This window comes from Agromyces sp. Y182, assembly GCF_059445385.1.
The window spans coordinates 484062-500110 of the sequence record NZ_JCAIUF010000001.1 but is presented as its reverse complement, the minus strand read 5'-3'; the positions used below and the strand labels follow the sequence as shown (position 1 = coordinate 500110).

10 protein-coding genes and 1 tRNA gene are annotated in these 16049 nt (G+C 68.2%); 10 read left to right on the top strand and 1 reads right to left on the bottom strand.

Annotated features, from left to right (window positions below):
• Nucleotides 1–126: 126 nt before the first annotated feature.
• The 10 genes from topA (at nt 127) to AC1C2R_RS02230 (ending at nt 14622) form a co-directional block, all read left to right on the top strand.
• Nucleotides 127–2931 carry a type I DNA topoisomerase gene (topA, locus tag AC1C2R_RS02275; protein WP_495378801.1) on the top strand — a complete coding sequence of 935 codons (2805 nt, stop codon included), beginning with the start codon at nt 127–129 and terminating at the stop codon, nt 2929–2931.
• Nucleotides 2928–3548, top strand: a complete 621-nt coding sequence (gene tmk / locus AC1C2R_RS02270) for a dTMP kinase (RefSeq protein WP_495378800.1) — start codon at nt 2928–2930, stop codon at nt 3546–3548. The genes topA and tmk overlap by 4 nt, the downstream gene beginning before the upstream one ends.
• Before the next feature lie 43 nt (nt 3549–3591).
• A complete protein-coding gene (locus tag AC1C2R_RS02265; RefSeq protein WP_495378799.1) occupies nt 3592–4812 on the top strand; it encodes a DNA polymerase III subunit delta' in 1221 nt (406 codons plus the stop codon).
• Nucleotides 4809–6395 carry an alpha/beta hydrolase gene (locus AC1C2R_RS02260; protein WP_495378798.1) on the top strand — a complete coding sequence of 529 codons (1587 nt, stop codon included), beginning with the start codon at nt 4809–4811 and terminating at the stop codon, nt 6393–6395. The genes AC1C2R_RS02265 and AC1C2R_RS02260 overlap by 4 nt, the downstream gene beginning before the upstream one ends.
• Nucleotides 6396–6474: 79 nt before the next feature.
• Nucleotides 6475–6547: transfer RNA gene (locus AC1C2R_RS02255), tRNA-Thr, on the top strand.
• Between the two features lie 256 nt (nt 6548–6803).
• Nucleotides 6804–10181, top strand: a complete 3378-nt coding sequence (locus AC1C2R_RS02250) for a DUF5979 domain-containing protein (protein WP_495378797.1) — start codon at nt 6804–6806, stop codon at nt 10179–10181.
• Nucleotides 10182–10296: 115 nt separating this feature from the next.
• Nucleotides 10297–11280, top strand: a complete 984-nt coding sequence (locus AC1C2R_RS02245) for a Gfo/Idh/MocA family protein (RefSeq protein WP_495378796.1) — start codon at nt 10297–10299, stop codon at nt 11278–11280.
• 67 nt (nt 11281–11347) lie between these two features.
• On the top strand, nt 11348–13144 hold the full coding sequence (locus AC1C2R_RS02240; RefSeq protein ID WP_495378795.1) for a D-alanyl-D-alanine carboxypeptidase/D-alanyl-D-alanine-endopeptidase: 1797 nt from the start codon (nt 11348–11350) through the stop codon (nt 13142–13144).
• 105 nt (nt 13145–13249) lie between these two features.
• Nucleotides 13250–13852: an isochorismatase family protein gene (locus AC1C2R_RS02235; protein WP_495378794.1), complete on the top strand. Its 603-nt coding sequence runs from the start codon at nt 13250–13252 to the stop codon at nt 13850–13852.
• 2 nt (nt 13853–13854) lie between these two features.
• Nucleotides 13855–14622, top strand: coding sequence for an alpha/beta fold hydrolase (locus AC1C2R_RS02230; RefSeq protein ID WP_495380361.1), 768 nt, complete (start codon nt 13855–13857; stop codon nt 14620–14622).
• A gap of 133 nt (nt 14623–14755) precedes the next feature.
• On the opposite strand, the gene AC1C2R_RS02225 is transcribed toward AC1C2R_RS02230, so the two are convergent.
• Entirely contained in the window at nt 14756–15961 is a 1206-nt protein-coding gene (locus AC1C2R_RS02225) for a metallophosphoesterase family protein (protein ID WP_495378793.1), read from the bottom strand.
• Nucleotides 15962–16049 lie beyond the last annotated feature (88 nt).

The window sequence follows — 16049 nt, the reverse complement described above, 5'->3', positions numbered from 1 at the left end:
CGTCCTCCCGGCTGATATGTGTATGGTGTGGCTGTCGGCGCAGCATTCGCCGGCTGATGGCACACCGCTCGGGGGCGCGGCATTCAATGTGCGTTCTCGTCTCAATCGTCAACAATTAGGAGTCTGGTGTCAGGCGCGAAAAAGCTGGTCATCGTCGAGTCACCGACCAAGATGAAATCGATCGCCCAATACCTGGGTGACGGCTATCAGGTGCTCTCTTCGGTCGGGCACATCCGCGACCTCATCGAGCCCAAGAACCTGCCGCCCGAACTGAAGAAGGGCCCGCTCGGCAAGTTCTCGGTCGACGTCGACAACGGCTTCGAGCCGTACTACGTGGTGTCGGATTCGAAGAAGAAGACCGTCGCCGAGTTGAAGCGTGCGTTGAAAGACGCCGATGAGCTCCTGCTCGCAACTGATGAGGACCGCGAGGGTGAAGCCATCGCGTGGCATCTGCTGCAGGAGCTGAAGCCCAAGGTGCCCGTGCGCCGCATGGTCTTCCACGAGATCACGAAAGACGCGATCGAGAAGGCGAAAGACAACACTCGCGAGCTCGACACCGCCCTCGTCGACGCCCAGGAGACCCGGCGCATCCTCGACCGCATCTACGGCTACGAGATCTCGCCGGTGCTCTGGCGCAAAGTCGGGCCAGGACTGTCGGCCGGTCGCGTGCAGTCGGCGGCGACGCGACTCGTCGTCGACCGTGAGCGCGAGCGCCTCGCCTTCGTCGCGGCGGGCTACTGGGACCTCGCCGGGCGCTTCTCGGCCGAGGCATCCGACGGTTCGCCTTCGTTCGAGGCGAAGCTCGTGCGGCTCGGCGGTGAACGTGTCGCGACCGGCCGCGACTTCGACGACACGGGCAAGCTGAAGGGCAAGGCCGTCGTGCTCGACGAGGCGACCGCCGCCGCGCTCGTCACCGCACTCTCGGCCGATGCCGTCTCGCGCACCGTCTCGAAGGTCGAGTCCAAGCCCTACTCCCGCCGCCCGGCCGCGCCGTTCACGACGTCGACGCTGCAGCAGGAATCGGCTCGCAAGCTCCGCCTCTCGGCGCGTGACACGATGCGCGTGGCGCAGTCGCTCTACGAGAACGGCTACATCACTTATATGCGCACCGACTCGTCGTCACTCTCGCAGCAGGCCATCACCGCCGCCCGCGCGCAGGCGACGAAGCTCTACGGCGCCGACTCGATTCCCGACAAGCCCCGCGTCTACGCCAGCAAGTCGAAGAACGCGCAAGAGGCGCACGAGGCGATCCGTCCGTCGGGCGAGGTGTTCCGTACCCCCTCCGAACTGCAGAGCGCGCTCCGCGGCAGCGAGTTCAAGCTCTACGACCTCATCTGGAAGCGAACCGTCGCATCCCAGATGGCCGACGCGAAGGGCCAGACGGCCACGGTCACGATCGAGGTCGGGCCCACAGCAGCGGATGCGGCGGCACCCGCCGAGGCATCCGTACCGGTCGGCGGAACACTCGCCGAGTTCACCGCGAGCGGCACCGTCATCACCTTCCGCGGCTTCCTCGCCGCATATGAAGAGAGCCGCGACGAAGAGCGCAACGCCGACGAGACGCCGGGCGAAGCCAAGCTGCCGCCGCTGAAGGAGGGCCAGTCGCTCGACATGGCCGACCTCGAGGCCAAGGGCCACGAGACGTCGCCGCCCCCGCGCTACACCGAGGCGAGCCTGGTCAAGCGACTCGAAGAGCTCGGCATCGGGCGCCCCTCGACGTTCGCATCGATCATCTCGACGATCCTCGACCGCGGGTACGTCACCCAGCGCGGTCAGGCACTCGTGCCGAGCTGGATCGCGTTCTCGGTCGTGCGACTGCTCGAAGAGCACTTCGGCGACCTCGTCGAGTACGACTTCACCGCCGAGATGGAAGACGACCTCGACCACATCGCCGCGGGCGAGGCCGACCGTGTCGACTGGCTCTCGAGCTTCTACTTCGGCTCCGACAAGCACCGCGGCCTTCGCCAGGTCGTCGACAACCTCGGCGAGATCGACGCGCGCGAGATCAACTCCGTCGTCATCGCCCCCGACATCACGCTGCGGATCGGCAAGTATGGCCCCTACCTCGAGACGGTCGACGAGTCGGCCGCGCCCGACGCGCCGCCCCGCCGAGTGAACCTGCCCGAGGGTCTCGCCCCCGACGAGCTCACCGAGGCGAAGGCCCGCGAGCTCATCGCTGCGCCGGTACAAGAGGCCCGGGTACTCGGCGTGAACCCCGAGAACGGCAAAGAGATCGTCGTGAAAGACGGGCGGTTCGGGCCGTACGTCACCGAGCTCGAGCCTGCGACCGAGCCCGCAGCAGTTCCCGAGACGGATGCCGCGGGATCCGTCGACCCCGTCACAGGCGAGGTGACCGACGCGCCGAAGCCGAAGGCGAAGCGCGCCGCGAAGAAGCCCGTCGCCGAGAAGCCGCGCACCGCGTCACTGTTCAAGGACATGCAGGTCGGAGAGATCGACCTCGACACCGCGCTGCAGCTCCTGAGCCTGCCGCGCGTCGTGGGCATCGACCCCGAATCCGGTGTCGAGATCACCGCCCAGAACGGTCGCTACGGTCCGTACCTGAAGAAGGGCACCGACACCCGCACGTTGCCGAGCGAAGACGCGATCCTCGAGATCGGCCTCGACGGCGCGCTCGAGCTGTTCGCCCAGCCGAAGTACGGCGCCCGTACGGCGTCGAGTGCCCTCAAGGAGTTCGAGGCAGACCCGGTGAGCGGCAAGCCCATCAAGGTGAAAGACGGACGGTTCGGCCCGTACGTCACCGACGGGACCACGAACGCGACCATCCCGCGTGCGGAGTCGGTGGAAGAGGTCACCTTCGAACGCGCCGTGGAGTTGCTGCAGATCAAGCGCGACAAGGGTCCGGCCGCGCCGCGCGCGAAGAAGGCTCCGGCCAAGCGTGCTCCCGCGAAGAAGGCAGCGGCCAAGAAGTGAGCGATGGGCTCTTCATCACCCTCGAGGGCGGCGACGGGTCTGGCAAGACCACGCAGGCCGAGCGCCTCGGAGTGTGGCTGGCCGATGAGGGCCGCTCCGTCGTGCGCACTCGCGAGCCCGGCGGCACCGACGTCGGTGTGGAGGTGCGCGAGATCGTGCTGCACCACCGCGGCGACATCGCGCCCCGCGCTGAGGCGCTGCTCTACGCTGCGGATCGAGCTCATCACATCGCGACCGTCGTGCGACCGGCGCTCGAGCGAGGCGACGTCGTCATCCAAGATCGGTACATCGACTCGTCGGTCGCATACCAGGGGGCGGGTCGCGTGCTCGACCCCGCAGCCGTGCGCGGGCTGTCCGAGTGGGCCACCGAGGGGCTCCTGCCCGACCTCACGATCCTGCTCGACCTCGACCCAGCCTCGGCTCGTACTCGACTCGACGGGGCGCGCACGCGCTACGACCGGCTCGAGGCCGAGGCATCCGAGTTTCACGACCGGGTTCGCGGGGCGTACCTCGAGCTCGCCGCCGCCGAGCCCGAGCGTTTCCTCGTCGTCGACGCCTCGTTGTCGGCCGACGAGATCGCCGTGGCGATCCGCGCACGCGTGGCCGGCCTCCTCTGAGCCGGCCGAGTCCGCAGTCGGCGGCTGACGGTAGCGTTGAGTCGTGAGTGTGTGGAGTGAACTGACCGGGCAGGATGCCGCGATCGCGCTGTTCCGCGCGGCGGCCGAGTCGGCCAGCGCCCCCACGGTCGCGCTGCCGCTCGAGAGCGACGAAGGCCGGGCGCCGACAGGCGCGGCGGCCCAGCAGATGACGCACTCCTGGCTCGTCACCGGGCCGCCCGGCTCCGGTCGCTCGAACCTCGCGTACGCGTTCGCGACCGCACTCATCTCGGGCGACCCCGACGGCGACGAGCGCACCCAGTCGCAGGTCGATGCGCGCAGCCACCCCGATCTGCACGTGCTCGCGACCGAGGGCGTCATCATCAAGCGCGATGACGTGCGCGACATCGTGCGCCGCTCGCACTACGCACCATCGATCGGGCGGCACCGGGTCATCATCGTCGAAGACGCCGACCGCATGACCGAGCAGACCTCGAACTTCCTGCTCAAAGAGCTCGAAGAGCCGCCCGAGCGCACCGTGTGGATCCTGTGCGCCCCGAGCGAAGCCGACCTCATCCCCACGATCCGGTCGCGCGTGCGCTCGGTTCGGCTCCAAGTGCCGAGCGTCGCGGATGTCGCGGCCCTCCTCGAGCGCCGCGACGGCGTCGATCCCGTGCTCGCCGAACGCGCAGCACGCGAAGCGCAGAGCCACATCGGCATGGCGCACCGTCTTGCGACCAACGATGAGGCGAGGCGTCGCAGGTCAGAGACCCTCGAGCTCGCGCTCGCGGTGCGTTCGACCTCCGGAGCCGTGGCGACGGCGGCACGGTTCATCGAGATCGCCGGCGAAGACGCCAAGGCGATCAGCGAGCTGCGCGATGCCGAAGAGCGGGCACATGCGCTGCACTCGCTCGGCGTTGCTCCCGGGCAGGCGGTGCCCAACGCGCTGCGCCCGCAGCTGAAGGCCCTCGAAGACGACCAGAAACGCCGAGCGACCCGGAGCCTCCGCGACGGCATCGATCGCATCCTCGTCGACCTCGCGTCGCTCTACCGCGACATCTTGCTCATCCAGCTCGCCGCCGACGTGCCGCTCGTCAACCGTGAACTCGAGGCGGGCATGCAGCGGGCAGCGGCGTCCGCGACGCCTGCGCGCACCCTCGCGACGCTCGACGCCATCCAGCTGGCGCGCACCCGCATCGACGGCAATGTGCAGCCGGCTCTCGCACTCGAGGCGATGCTCGTCTCCGCGATCCGACGACCGAACACTGAACGAGGGGCCGCATGACCGACACGCGTCAGAACACCGCCAGACGACGCCGCGGCCCCGAGCCAGTCGAAGGAATGCCTCGTGGCATCCGTGCGCTCGCGATTGTCGGCGCCCTCGCGGCACTGCTCGCGCTGAGCGGCTGCGTGCCCTCGATGCTGAACGCCGAGCAGCCGGTCTCGACGCCGACAGGCGAAGAAGTCGACGCAGAGCTCGAGCCCTTCTACTCGCAGGTGCTGAAGTGGGAGCGCTGCGGCGATGACATGGGCTGCGCCACGGTGAAGGCGCCGCTCGACTGGAGCGATCCGGCGGCCGGCGAGACCGAGCTCGCTCTCGTGCGGCACGTCGCGACGGGTGACAAGATCGGCTCGCTGCTCGTGAATCCGGGCGGGCCCGGCGGCTCGGGCTACGACTTCGTGATGGATTCCCTCGACTACGCCGTCGGCAAACCTCTGCAGGAGCGGTACGACGTCGTCGGTTTCGACCCTCGTGGTGTCGGGCGCTCGGCAGGGGTGGTCTGCTATGACGCCGCCGAGATGGATGAGTACCTCTACGGCATCACGCCCGGCGAGCGGGGCAGCGACGAGTGGATCGCCGCGGCCGAGGCCATCGAGGCCGACTTCGGTCAGGCGTGCAGTGAGCAGACCGGCGAGCTGCTCGGCAACGTCGACACCGAGAGCGCCGCGCGCGACCTCGACCTGCTGCGCGCGGTGCTCGGAGACGAGAAGCTCAACTACCTCGGCTACTCCTATGGCACCTTCCTCGGCGCGACGTACGCCGAGCTCTACCCCGACAAGGTCGGGCGGCTCGTGCTCGACGGGGCGATCGACCCCGCGGCGAGCGAGTCCGAAGTCTCCCAAGCTCAAGCCGTCGGGTTCGAGAACGCCCTGAAGGCCTACCTCGAGTTCTGTCTGTCGGGCACTGAATGTCCGTTCGACGGTACGGTCGACGAGGCCGCCGACGAGATCAGCCGGCTCCTGGCATCCGTCGACGAGAGCCCACTGCGCGGTACCGACGGCCGCCTCGTGGGCGCCGACACGCTCGTCACGGCGATCATCTACCCGCTGTACAGCGTCGACTCGTGGCCGTACCTGAACGACATGTTCGAGGCCGTGATGTTCGGCGACGCCGACATGGCACTCTCGTTCGCCGACGGCTACAACGGTCGGAGCGAAGACGGCACGTACCTCGACAATTCGGCCGAAGCGTTCAGCGCGGTCAATTGTCTCGACTACACCTACCAGTCCGACATCACGGTGATGCGCGAGAAGGCGGCCGCCGTGGCCGAGGTCGCCCCGATCATCGGGCCGTACTTCGGGTTCGGCGACCTCGGATGCATCAATTGGCCCTACCAAGGTGACCGCGAGCGGGCCGAGATCCACGCAGAGGGTGCGGCGCCGATCCTCGTCATCGGTACGACGGGCGACCCTGCAACGCCGTACGAGTGGGCCGTCGCCCTCGCCGAGCAGCTCGACAGCGGAGTGCTCGTCACCTACGAAGGCGAGGGGCACACGGCGTACAACAAATCGAACTCGTGCATCAATGACGTGGTCGAATCGTACTTGCTCGACGGCACCGTGCCGGCGAGCGATCCGAAGTGCTGATGGTGGTCATCGACGCCCGCGAAACCCGCTAACATTGATTCTCGTGCCAACCGGTGCGCTTCGAGCGCCCGGCTGCCACGCCGCCTTAGCTCAGTCGGCAGAGCGTCTCACTCGTAATGAGAAGGTCGTGGGTTCGATTCCCACAGGCGGCTCCGAGAGAAAGCCCCGCATTCCCTGGCCACGCGCCAGATGCGGGGCTTTCGTACTTGTTCGAACCTGTTGAGGTCGTCCCCTCCTGAGCCCCTCCCGACACGGCACCTGGAGGGGCTCGCGCCGCACCGCGACGCTGCCTCGATCACCCTGGCGGATATTGCGTATTTACGCGAGGGGGTGGACGCGGGGCGCTGCACTTTGGTGTACTGGGGTTGAACTCGGCCCGCAGAAGCGCCCAGGAAGGGATTTCTCGAAATGCCACGTTCACCCCGGTCGTTTCGTCGCACGGTGGCCGCGGCTGCCACCATCTTCCTGATCGGGTCGGGTGCCGTGGCGCTCGATGCGTCGCTCGCCGCCCCGGCGCACGCTGCGTACCCTGACACGTTCAACCCGTTCTCGATGAACGGCGGGTTCACGGTCTATGCGCGCGAGAACGCGCTGTTGGCGAACCAGGAGACGGAGGGGAGCATCGCCGTCGGCGGCACTGCGACGGTGCAGGGCTCCAGCGGTACGTACACGATCATCCATGTTGCCGCGGGCACCGGCGACTACACGCTTCCCTCCGTGGACGGTGACCCCACCCGTTTCCTGGTCGGCAGCTACAGCCCGTCGAGCACCGGCATACTGGCGATCACCAGCGCCGGAACAAGCGACCCCGCACTCCAGGGCGACCTGAAGATGGTCGAGCGCGATGGCCCGTGGCGGCCCTTCGCCCGTGCCGACTGGATCCGGTTGAACACGAACCCGACGAATCCGGATCAGACGCCCCTCATCGACGCGACGCACCAGCAATACCCCGCCGACGCCGCGCCGCCGGCCGGCACGAGCGGCGACAACAGCATCTACACAGTGGACACAGCCTCCACAGCGGTCGCCGACTACGTCGAAGCGAATGCGGAGGCATCCTATGAAGCCGCCTCCGATTGCCTCGACGGTCTCGCTACGGAGGGGTATCCGGTCGGGGTGGCGGAGAACGTAGGCTCGCGGGTGGTGCTGGAACCGCTCAGTCCCGATCGGCCCAACATCGTGGACTACGCCGACATCGCAGGAACCGCGCTCATCCAGTTCTCCCCGGGGCCCACCCCGGGCGCGGCGAACCCGCTCATCATCCGCGTGCCCGCGGGAACGACCGAGGTGATCGGGACCCGCACCGATCCGCAGGGCGCATACTCGCAGTACACCTTCTGGGATCTCTCCGCCCTCACCGGCGACGTCGCCGTCACGGCGGCCGAAGGAGGGCGGATCGACGGGTCGGTCTACGCGCCGACCGCTGATGTCACGGTGACTGCTGCGCCGCTCGACGGCCAGGTGCTCGGCCGGAATGTGACCGTCGGGGGCGGAGAAGTGCACTCGTTCATTTTCGCCGGCCAGATCAGGTGCCAGGCCGACAGCGGCGGCTTCGAGGTGCGCAAGACCTTGGAGGGGATCGACGAATCTGATCTGCCCGCAGGAACGACGTTCACCGTCAATTACACGGCGACGGACCCCGACGGCACAGTTGTCACGGGATCGATCGAGGTGCCTGCCGATGGAAGCCCGGTTGCCGGACTTTCGGAATTCCCGATCGGCACCGTGGTGCAGTTCGAGGAGATCACGCCCGAGAGCGCGCCCGGCTGGGAGTGGGGCACGCCGACCATCACGCCCAACCCGCTCACGGTCGGTGCGGGCAACGCGGAGATCGTCGTAACAAACGCGGCAACCGCCCAGACGGGCACGTTCAGCGTCTCGAAGGGCATCGAAGACCTGTCAGGCGGCGATGCCGGCGAGCCATCACAGGCGACGGTCCCGGTGAACTGGGTGGCGCTGAATGGCGGCGCGGAGATCGCGAGCGGCACCATGGACGTGCCCTTCGACGGGACGCCTGTCGAAGTCGGTCAGCAATTCCCCGTCGGAACGCGCATCGTCCTCACTGAGGACCTGTCGGGCATCGACCCGCCGCCCGGCTACGAGTGGTCGGGCGTCGGGTGGGAGCCGAGCCGTACCTTCGTGATCGACGAGGGCGGCGCCGTGGTCGCCGTGAATCTCACGAACGCAATCTCTCTCTCCGAACGCGACCGCACCATCACCATCGTGAAGTCGGCCGAGGGAGAGGCCACCGATCCCGCGTACGAGTACACCGTCAGCTACAACACGGACCCGTCGGGCACACGCACCACGCGCTCGCTTCCACACGGTGATCCCGAGCTGCTCGACGACATCGAGACCGGAGCGGACACGCTTCAGCTCGCGGAACTCCTTCCCACGCTCGACGGCATACCTGTGGACCCTGCAGGGTGGGCGCTCCCGGTCATCACGGTGACCATCGACGGGGTGGCGACGACCTACACCCCCGGGAACTTCGAGGGTGCAGGGCCACTTGAGACAGCCATCGTGGAGATCCCGCTTCCCGACTCCGGCGACATCGCCATCGACGTCGCGAACGCCGTCGAGATGGGCACATTCGAGCTGTCGAAGGAGTTCGAGGACGTCTCGGGCGCCGACCTACCCGAAGGCATGGAGTTCACCGTCGGATGGACCGCCACGACCCCATCGGGCGACGTGAGCAGCGGCACCATCCGCCTTCCCGCCGACGGTACGCCGGTGGGGCCGGTCGACGCGAACGGAGCACCGCTCACCTTCCCCTACGGCACAGTCGTTGCGTTCGAGGAACTCGGGCCCCCGCTCATCAACCGGATCCAATGGCAGGCCGCGACCTTCGACCCTGCCGACCTGGTGATCGGGGCCGACGGTGCGAGCACCGTCTCATCCACCCTCACCAACTCCGCTGACCTCGTCACCGGCACTTTCGAGGTCGCCAAGAATATCGAGGGCATCGACCCCTCCCAGCTGCTCGCCGACTCCTTCACCATCGAATACACCGCCTGGGCTCCCGACGAAGAAGTCGTCACAGGAAGCTTCGAGATCCCCGCCGACGGCACGCCGGCGGGTCCGACCAATGAAGCCGGGAGTGCACTGGTGTTCCCGATCGGCACGATCGTCCGCCTCGAGGAGGCGGAGCCGGATGCTGCGGCTCTCCCGCCGGGCTACGAGTGGGCCGAAACGACCTGGAGTCCCGGCAACACGATCATCGTAAGTTCGGGTGAGCCGGCTCTGCTGGAAGTCACGAACACGGTGGAGCAGTTCACCCGGTGGGCCGTGACGAAAACCATCCAAGGGGGCGGAGCGTCATCGATCCCGACCGGAACCGAGTTCCCCTTCGACTGGTGGTGGGACTACGAGCCCCAGACCCCGGTCGCCGTCCAAGAGGGCATCGTGCTCGTGTCACCGTGGTTCTCCGTCGGCTCCATCATCGAGGTGCGCGAGGGCGCCTTGCCCGGCATCCCCGGCGTCGAGTGGGGAACGCCGACCTGGATCGTCAACGGCGAGGCGCTCACACCCGATGCGGATGGGAAAGTCGTCCTCCCGATGTCGGTGACCGGAGAAGATGCCACCGCGGCGTTGACGCTCACCAACGTCGCCGAGACGCTGAACTCCGCCGAGACGCGTCCGCTGGCTGCCACCGGCGCCGGGCTTTCGCCACTGGTCACCGGCGCCGCTTTCGCGATGATCGCCGGCGGTCTGGCACTCGCGCTCTCGCGGCGCCGCCCCGCGATCATCACGCCTCCAGGAAGTCGGCAACGCTCGCGGCCGTGAGATGCCGCGGGGATGTGAACACAGGGACCTCCGAACGTCGGCGTCGGGGACGACCGCAGTTCCCAGAAACACGGTCGGGCAGGTGGCGAGTCGATCGCCGAATAAGCTGTCGCGTATGACGGAACGACTGCGATGGGGAATCCTTGCGACCGGCGGCATCGCCCATGCCTTCACCAATGACCTGAAGCTCAACGGATTCACCGTGCAAGCGGTGGGCTCGCGCTCGCAAGAGGGCGCCGACGCGTTCGCCGCGGAGTTCGGCATCCCGAACGCGCATGGCAGCTACGAAGCGCTCGTGGCAGACCCCCAGGTCGACGTGATCTACGTCTCCACGCCGCATCCGATGCACGCCGCGAATGCGACCCTCGCCCTCGAGGCAGGCAAGCACGTGCTCGTCGAGAAGTCGTTCACCGTCAACGCCGGTGAGGCGCGTGCGATCGCCGAACTCGCCGCCGCGAAGGGCCTGCTCGCGCTCGAAGCGATGTGGACGCGGTATCTGCCGCACATGGCGCGCATCCGCGAGATCATCGCCGAGGGCACCCTCGGTGAGGTGCGCTCGCTCGTCGCCGACCACACGCAGCTGCTCTCCGACGACCCGGCACACCGCATCAACGCGCTCGAACTCGGCGGTGGAGCCCTGCTCGACCTCGGCATCTACCCGATCTCGTTCGCGTGGGACGTCTTCGGCGAGCCCAGCACCATCCAGGCTTCGGCCACCTTCAAGCCGACGGGCGCCGACGCGCACATCGCTGCAGTCTTCGGCTACGAGGGCGGGCGCACGGCGGTCACGTTCTCGGCGAGCGATACGAAGGGCCCCAACACGGCCGTCGTGCTCGGCACCGCCGCCCGCATCGAGATCGACCACGTCTGGTACACGCCGACGACCTTCCGCGTCATCGCAGCCGACGGCACCGTGATCGAGGAGTACCACTCCGAGGTCACCGGGCGCGGCATGCAGTATCAGGCCGAAGCGGTCGAGCGTCTCGTCGCCTCAGGCAACCTGTCGGGTGACCTCCTGCCGATCGATGAGACCGTCGCGATCATGGCCTCGCTCGACGAGATCCGCCGGCAGATCGGGCTCGTCTACCCAGGGGAATGACTCGATCAGCGCGAGATTGCGGCGCACGATCAGGTTCTCTTGAGGAAGGCTCGCGTAGGATTCCCGGGTGATCGACGAGACGGATGCCGCAGGGGAGCCCCCTGACACAGGCGACCCGTCCAACGGCGCCGCCGAGCCTGCCGGCGAGTCTTCGGCGACCGAGTCTTCGGCGACTGATCCCTCGGCTGAGCCCTCGGCGACCTATCCCTCGGCGACCGAGCCTTCGGCAACCGAGCCTTCGCCTACTGATCCCTCGGCGACCGAAACTGCGGGTACCGAGTTCCTCGAGAGTGAGCTCGCGGCGACCGAGATCCTGCCTACCGAGATCCTCGATACCGAACTCGCGGCGACCGAGCTTCTGGCCGCCGAGCATCCGGATCCCACAACTCCCGTCACCACGACTCCCACCGCTGAAAGCCGGCCTGCCGGCGCGCTGCCGACGAACGGCGTACTGACCACCATTGCGACGTTCGCACGCACGCACCGTATGCCGCTGATGATCGCGGGCGGCGTGCTCGCGTTCGGCCTGCTCGGGGCAGGCGCGGTCGCAGTCGGAGCGGCGAGCAACGGCGGCGGCGAGGCATCCGTTGCGCTCAGTGAGACGCCCACCCCGACGCCGACGGTCGATCCGGCGCGACCGGTACCGGCCGCGCAGGTCGCGGCGGCCCGGCTCCGCACCTGTTCGGTCGCCGATCGCGCGGCCGACGGGCGGCTCGCGAACTTCCAGGCGCACGTGATGAACGCGTCGACCGGTGAGGTGCTCTACGACCGGGGCGGCACGACCGCCTCGCGCACCGCGAGCGTCATGAAGGTGCTGACCTCGGCCGCCGCGCTATCGGTGCTGGGCCCCGACTACCGTGCCGCGACGACGGTCGTGAAGGGTGCAGAGCCCGGATCCGTCGTACTCGTCGGTGGCGGCGACGTCACCCTCTCCCGCACTCCGAGCGGCACCGAGACCGTGTACCCGGGGGCTGCGCACCTCGACGAGCTCGCGGCACAGGTGAAGGCCGCGTGGGCGGCCGACCCTTCGAACCCGCCGCTGACGAAGCTCATCCTCGACGCGAGCTACTTCGGCGGCGACGAGTGGGAGCCGAGCTGGGCGATCAAGGAGCGCGAAGACGGCTACATGGCGAACGTCGCCGCGCTCATGGTCGACGGCGACCGCGACAACCCCGGTGCGAACACCTCGTGGCGCAGCGCCGACCCGGTGAACCGTGCCGGCGAGGCATTCGCGAGCGAGCTCGGTGGCATCAGCGTCGTCGAACGCGGCACCGCTCCCGGCGGCGCCCAGCAGCTCGGTCAGGTGCAGTCGCCGACCGTCGCGCAGATCGTCGACAAGGCGCTCGTCGTCTCGGACAACACCGCGGCCGAGATGCTCGCCCGGCTCGTCGCGATCGAGACCGGCTCGGGCAACACCTTCGGCGCCATCAACGCCGGTGTGCTCCAGGGCCTTGCGGGCTACGGCGTCGACACGACGGGCATCACGATCGTCGACGGTTCGGGGCTCTCCGACAACAACGCCGTGCCGCCGTCGTATCTCACCCAGCTGTTCGTGAAGATCAACGCGCGCGAGGGCAACCTCGGTGTACTCATGGACGGACTGCCCGTCTCGGGCGAGCGAGGTTCCCTGAGTTACGACGACCGGTTCTCGGGCGACAACTCGGTCGCCGACGGTGCCGTTTCGGCCAAGACCGGGTGGATCGACACCGGCTACACGCTTGCGGGCGTGGTGCGCTCGCAAGACGGCTCCACGCTGACCTTCGCGATCTACGCCCTCGGCGACGTCTCCGACGACGCGAAGCAGGCGATCGACACGCTCACGACCGGGTTCTTCCTCTGCGGCGACAACCTCTCCAATCAGTGATCGCCGGCTTCGCTCAACGCTGAACTTCGGCGGCACGAGGCCGACACTGGGAGAATGGTCTCGGCGGCCGAATCGAGCCGTGATCGACGTGCGAAGGAGCGAGCCATGACCAGGGCCCTGTTCATCATCGACGTGCAGAACGACTTCACCGAGGGCGGCGCGCTCGGCGTCGACGGCGGGGCTGCGGTCGCCGCCGGCATCACCCGCCTGCTCACAGAGCATCAGGGCGATTACGAGCTCGTCGCGGCATCCCGAGACTGGCATTCGGGCGATTCCGACAACGGAGGCCATTTCGCCGTCGACGCCGAACCCGACTTCGTCGACACTTGGCCGGTGCACTGCGTCGCCGACACACCAGGGGCCGAGTATCACCCCGACTTCGACACCTCGGGTGTGCATGTGCACATTCGCAAGGGTCAGGGCGTGCCCGCGTATTCGATCTTCGAAGGCACGGATGACGCGGGGGCGACCGTGAGCGAAGTGCTCGTCGCCCGTGGCGTGACCGAGATCGACATCGTGGGCCTCGCCACCGACTACTGTGTGCGGGCCAGTGCACTCGATGCGGTCGAGCACGGCCAGCGCGTGCGGATCTTCACCGACCTCGTGGCAGGTGTCGCACCCGAGTCGTCGGAGGCCGCGCTCGCCGAGCTCGGCTATGCCGGCGCCGTCATCGCGGAATCCACGGCGCTCGACGAGGCCGCGCGGTGAGCATGGCCGGCGCCGTACCGTCGCCGACCCTCTACGCCGAGTCTCCCGATGGGGTGCTCATCGGGTATCGCGTGCGCGGCGCGGCCGCCGGGTTGCCACCGGTGCTGCTCGTGCACGGCTTCGCCTCCGACGCCGCAGTCACCTGGGAGGGCACGGGCTGGGTCCGGGCGCTCGAAGATGCCGGACGAGCGACGATCACCCTCGACCTCCGCGGTCACGGCGAGAGCGACAAGCCGGTCGACGCTGATTCGTACGCGCCCGAACGGCTGGGAGCGGACCTGATCGCCGTGCTCGACTCCGCGGGGGTCGACGAGGTCGACGTCATCGGGTACTCCATGGGCAACCGGGTCGTCTCGGCGTTCGCCGCGAGCGCGCCCGAGCGCGTACGCCGAGTCGTCATCGGCGGCGCAGGGCCGAGCGAACTCTTCGCCTCATGGGATCTCGACGAGGTGCGGGCTGTGTTGCTGCGCGACGAGCCTTCGGTGAACCCGCTCATCGAGCAGGTGCTCCGGCCCGCGATCACGGCAGGCGCCGACCGAGAGGCGCTCCTTGCCGTCATCGAGGGTGTGTCGGGTGCGCCGCTGTCGATTCCCGGCGGCATCCCGGTGCTCTTCGTCGCGGGTGAGAACGACCCCGTGCCCCTGGGTGCCCGGGAACTCGCGCTCGACTGGGACGCGGACTTCGTGTCGATCCCCGGCCGCGACCACGTCTCGACGCTCACTGCGCGGGCGTTCAAGAACGCCGCGATCGGCTTCCTCGCCAACGCCTGATGCAGGGCGGGGCCCTCGCTCCGTCCCGATGCGGGGCACCTGATGCGGGGCACCTGATGCGGGGCACCTGATGCGGGGCACCTGATGCGGGGCGGGGCCGCCGCCCCGCCCCGCATCGTGACCGGGTCGAAGCTCAGATCGCAGCCTGCTTCGGCGCGAGGGGAGTCGGCTCCATCGGCTGGTCGTCCGCGGTCAGGTCGATACCGAAGTCGCGTGCGTAGACGACCCGCGTGTCGATCGTGACGTCGGCGCCGGCTTGCGTGAGCTCGAAGACGCGGCCGCCGCGCATGCGGTTGCGCTCCGCGCCCGGCAGCCCGTAGGCGCCGAAGCCCGTGCCCGGCGCGTAGCCGAGCAGCACGCCGTAGTAGTTGCCGACGTAATCGTTGACATGGTCGTGACCGACGAACACGCCCTTGACGTCGCCGCGCTCGAGAATCGCGTTGTACATGCCCGAGTTGAAGGGCCCGGGGCACTCGTCTTCGTTGCGCTCGCCGACGATGCCGTGACGGGCGAGGCCGCGCGCGGCATCCACTTCGGTGCGGGTGTCGACGCCGCCCCACCACATGAAGCGGTGCTCCCAGAGCGCGATGTGGACGAACATCAGGCCCGGAACCTTGCGCTTGAACTTCTTCTCGAGCCGCTGAGACTCGTTGCGGTACCACGACACCTGGTCCATGCGCAGCCAGTCCCAGGTGGGATAGCCGTCGAAGTTCTGGCCGTCGATATCGCCCGGCGCGTAGCGCCCCGAGTCGAGGAGCCACAGGCTGAAGGCCGTGTCGTCGCGGCGGCCGGCCGTGCGGATCGGCACGATCGTGTTGCCGGTGCCCGTGACACCGGCGATGTTCTCGGCGTTCATGTTGAAGTCATAGCTGCGGTAGAAGTCGAGCATCATCGCTTCGTTCACGCCCGACTGAGGCAGCGAGTCCTCGTCGTGGTTGCCATAGGTGACGGCCCACGGGATGCCGCGGCTCTCCATGGGCCAGACGACGTTGTTGATCGCCTGCTTCACCGCGAGTCGGGTCTCGCAGCCGCCGGTGATGACATCGCCGTTGATGAGCACGAAATCGGGCTGCTCGGCGTCGAGGGTCGTCTCGATGAGCTCGACGGTGCGCCGGTCGGTCAGCTCGTCGTCTTGCGTGTCGTTGAACTGCACGACCTTGAAGGTGCCGTCGTCGTGGAAGCGCAGTTTCGGTGCCTTCGGCCGCGGGCGACCCGAAGTCGTCCGCAGCTCGTCGTCGTTGGTCTCGGCGTGGGCCACGGTCGGCAGGGCGGCGCCGATCACGCCGAGTCCTCCCGCGGTGAGGATCGTTCGGCGGCTGATGGGCAACTTCTCTGGCATCTGTCGATCTCCTGTCGTCGGCGGCGGGCGCTGAGGGCGCGCGCCGCGACCGACGCTAGGGAGCGCGGATGTCCCGTTGGAGACGAGC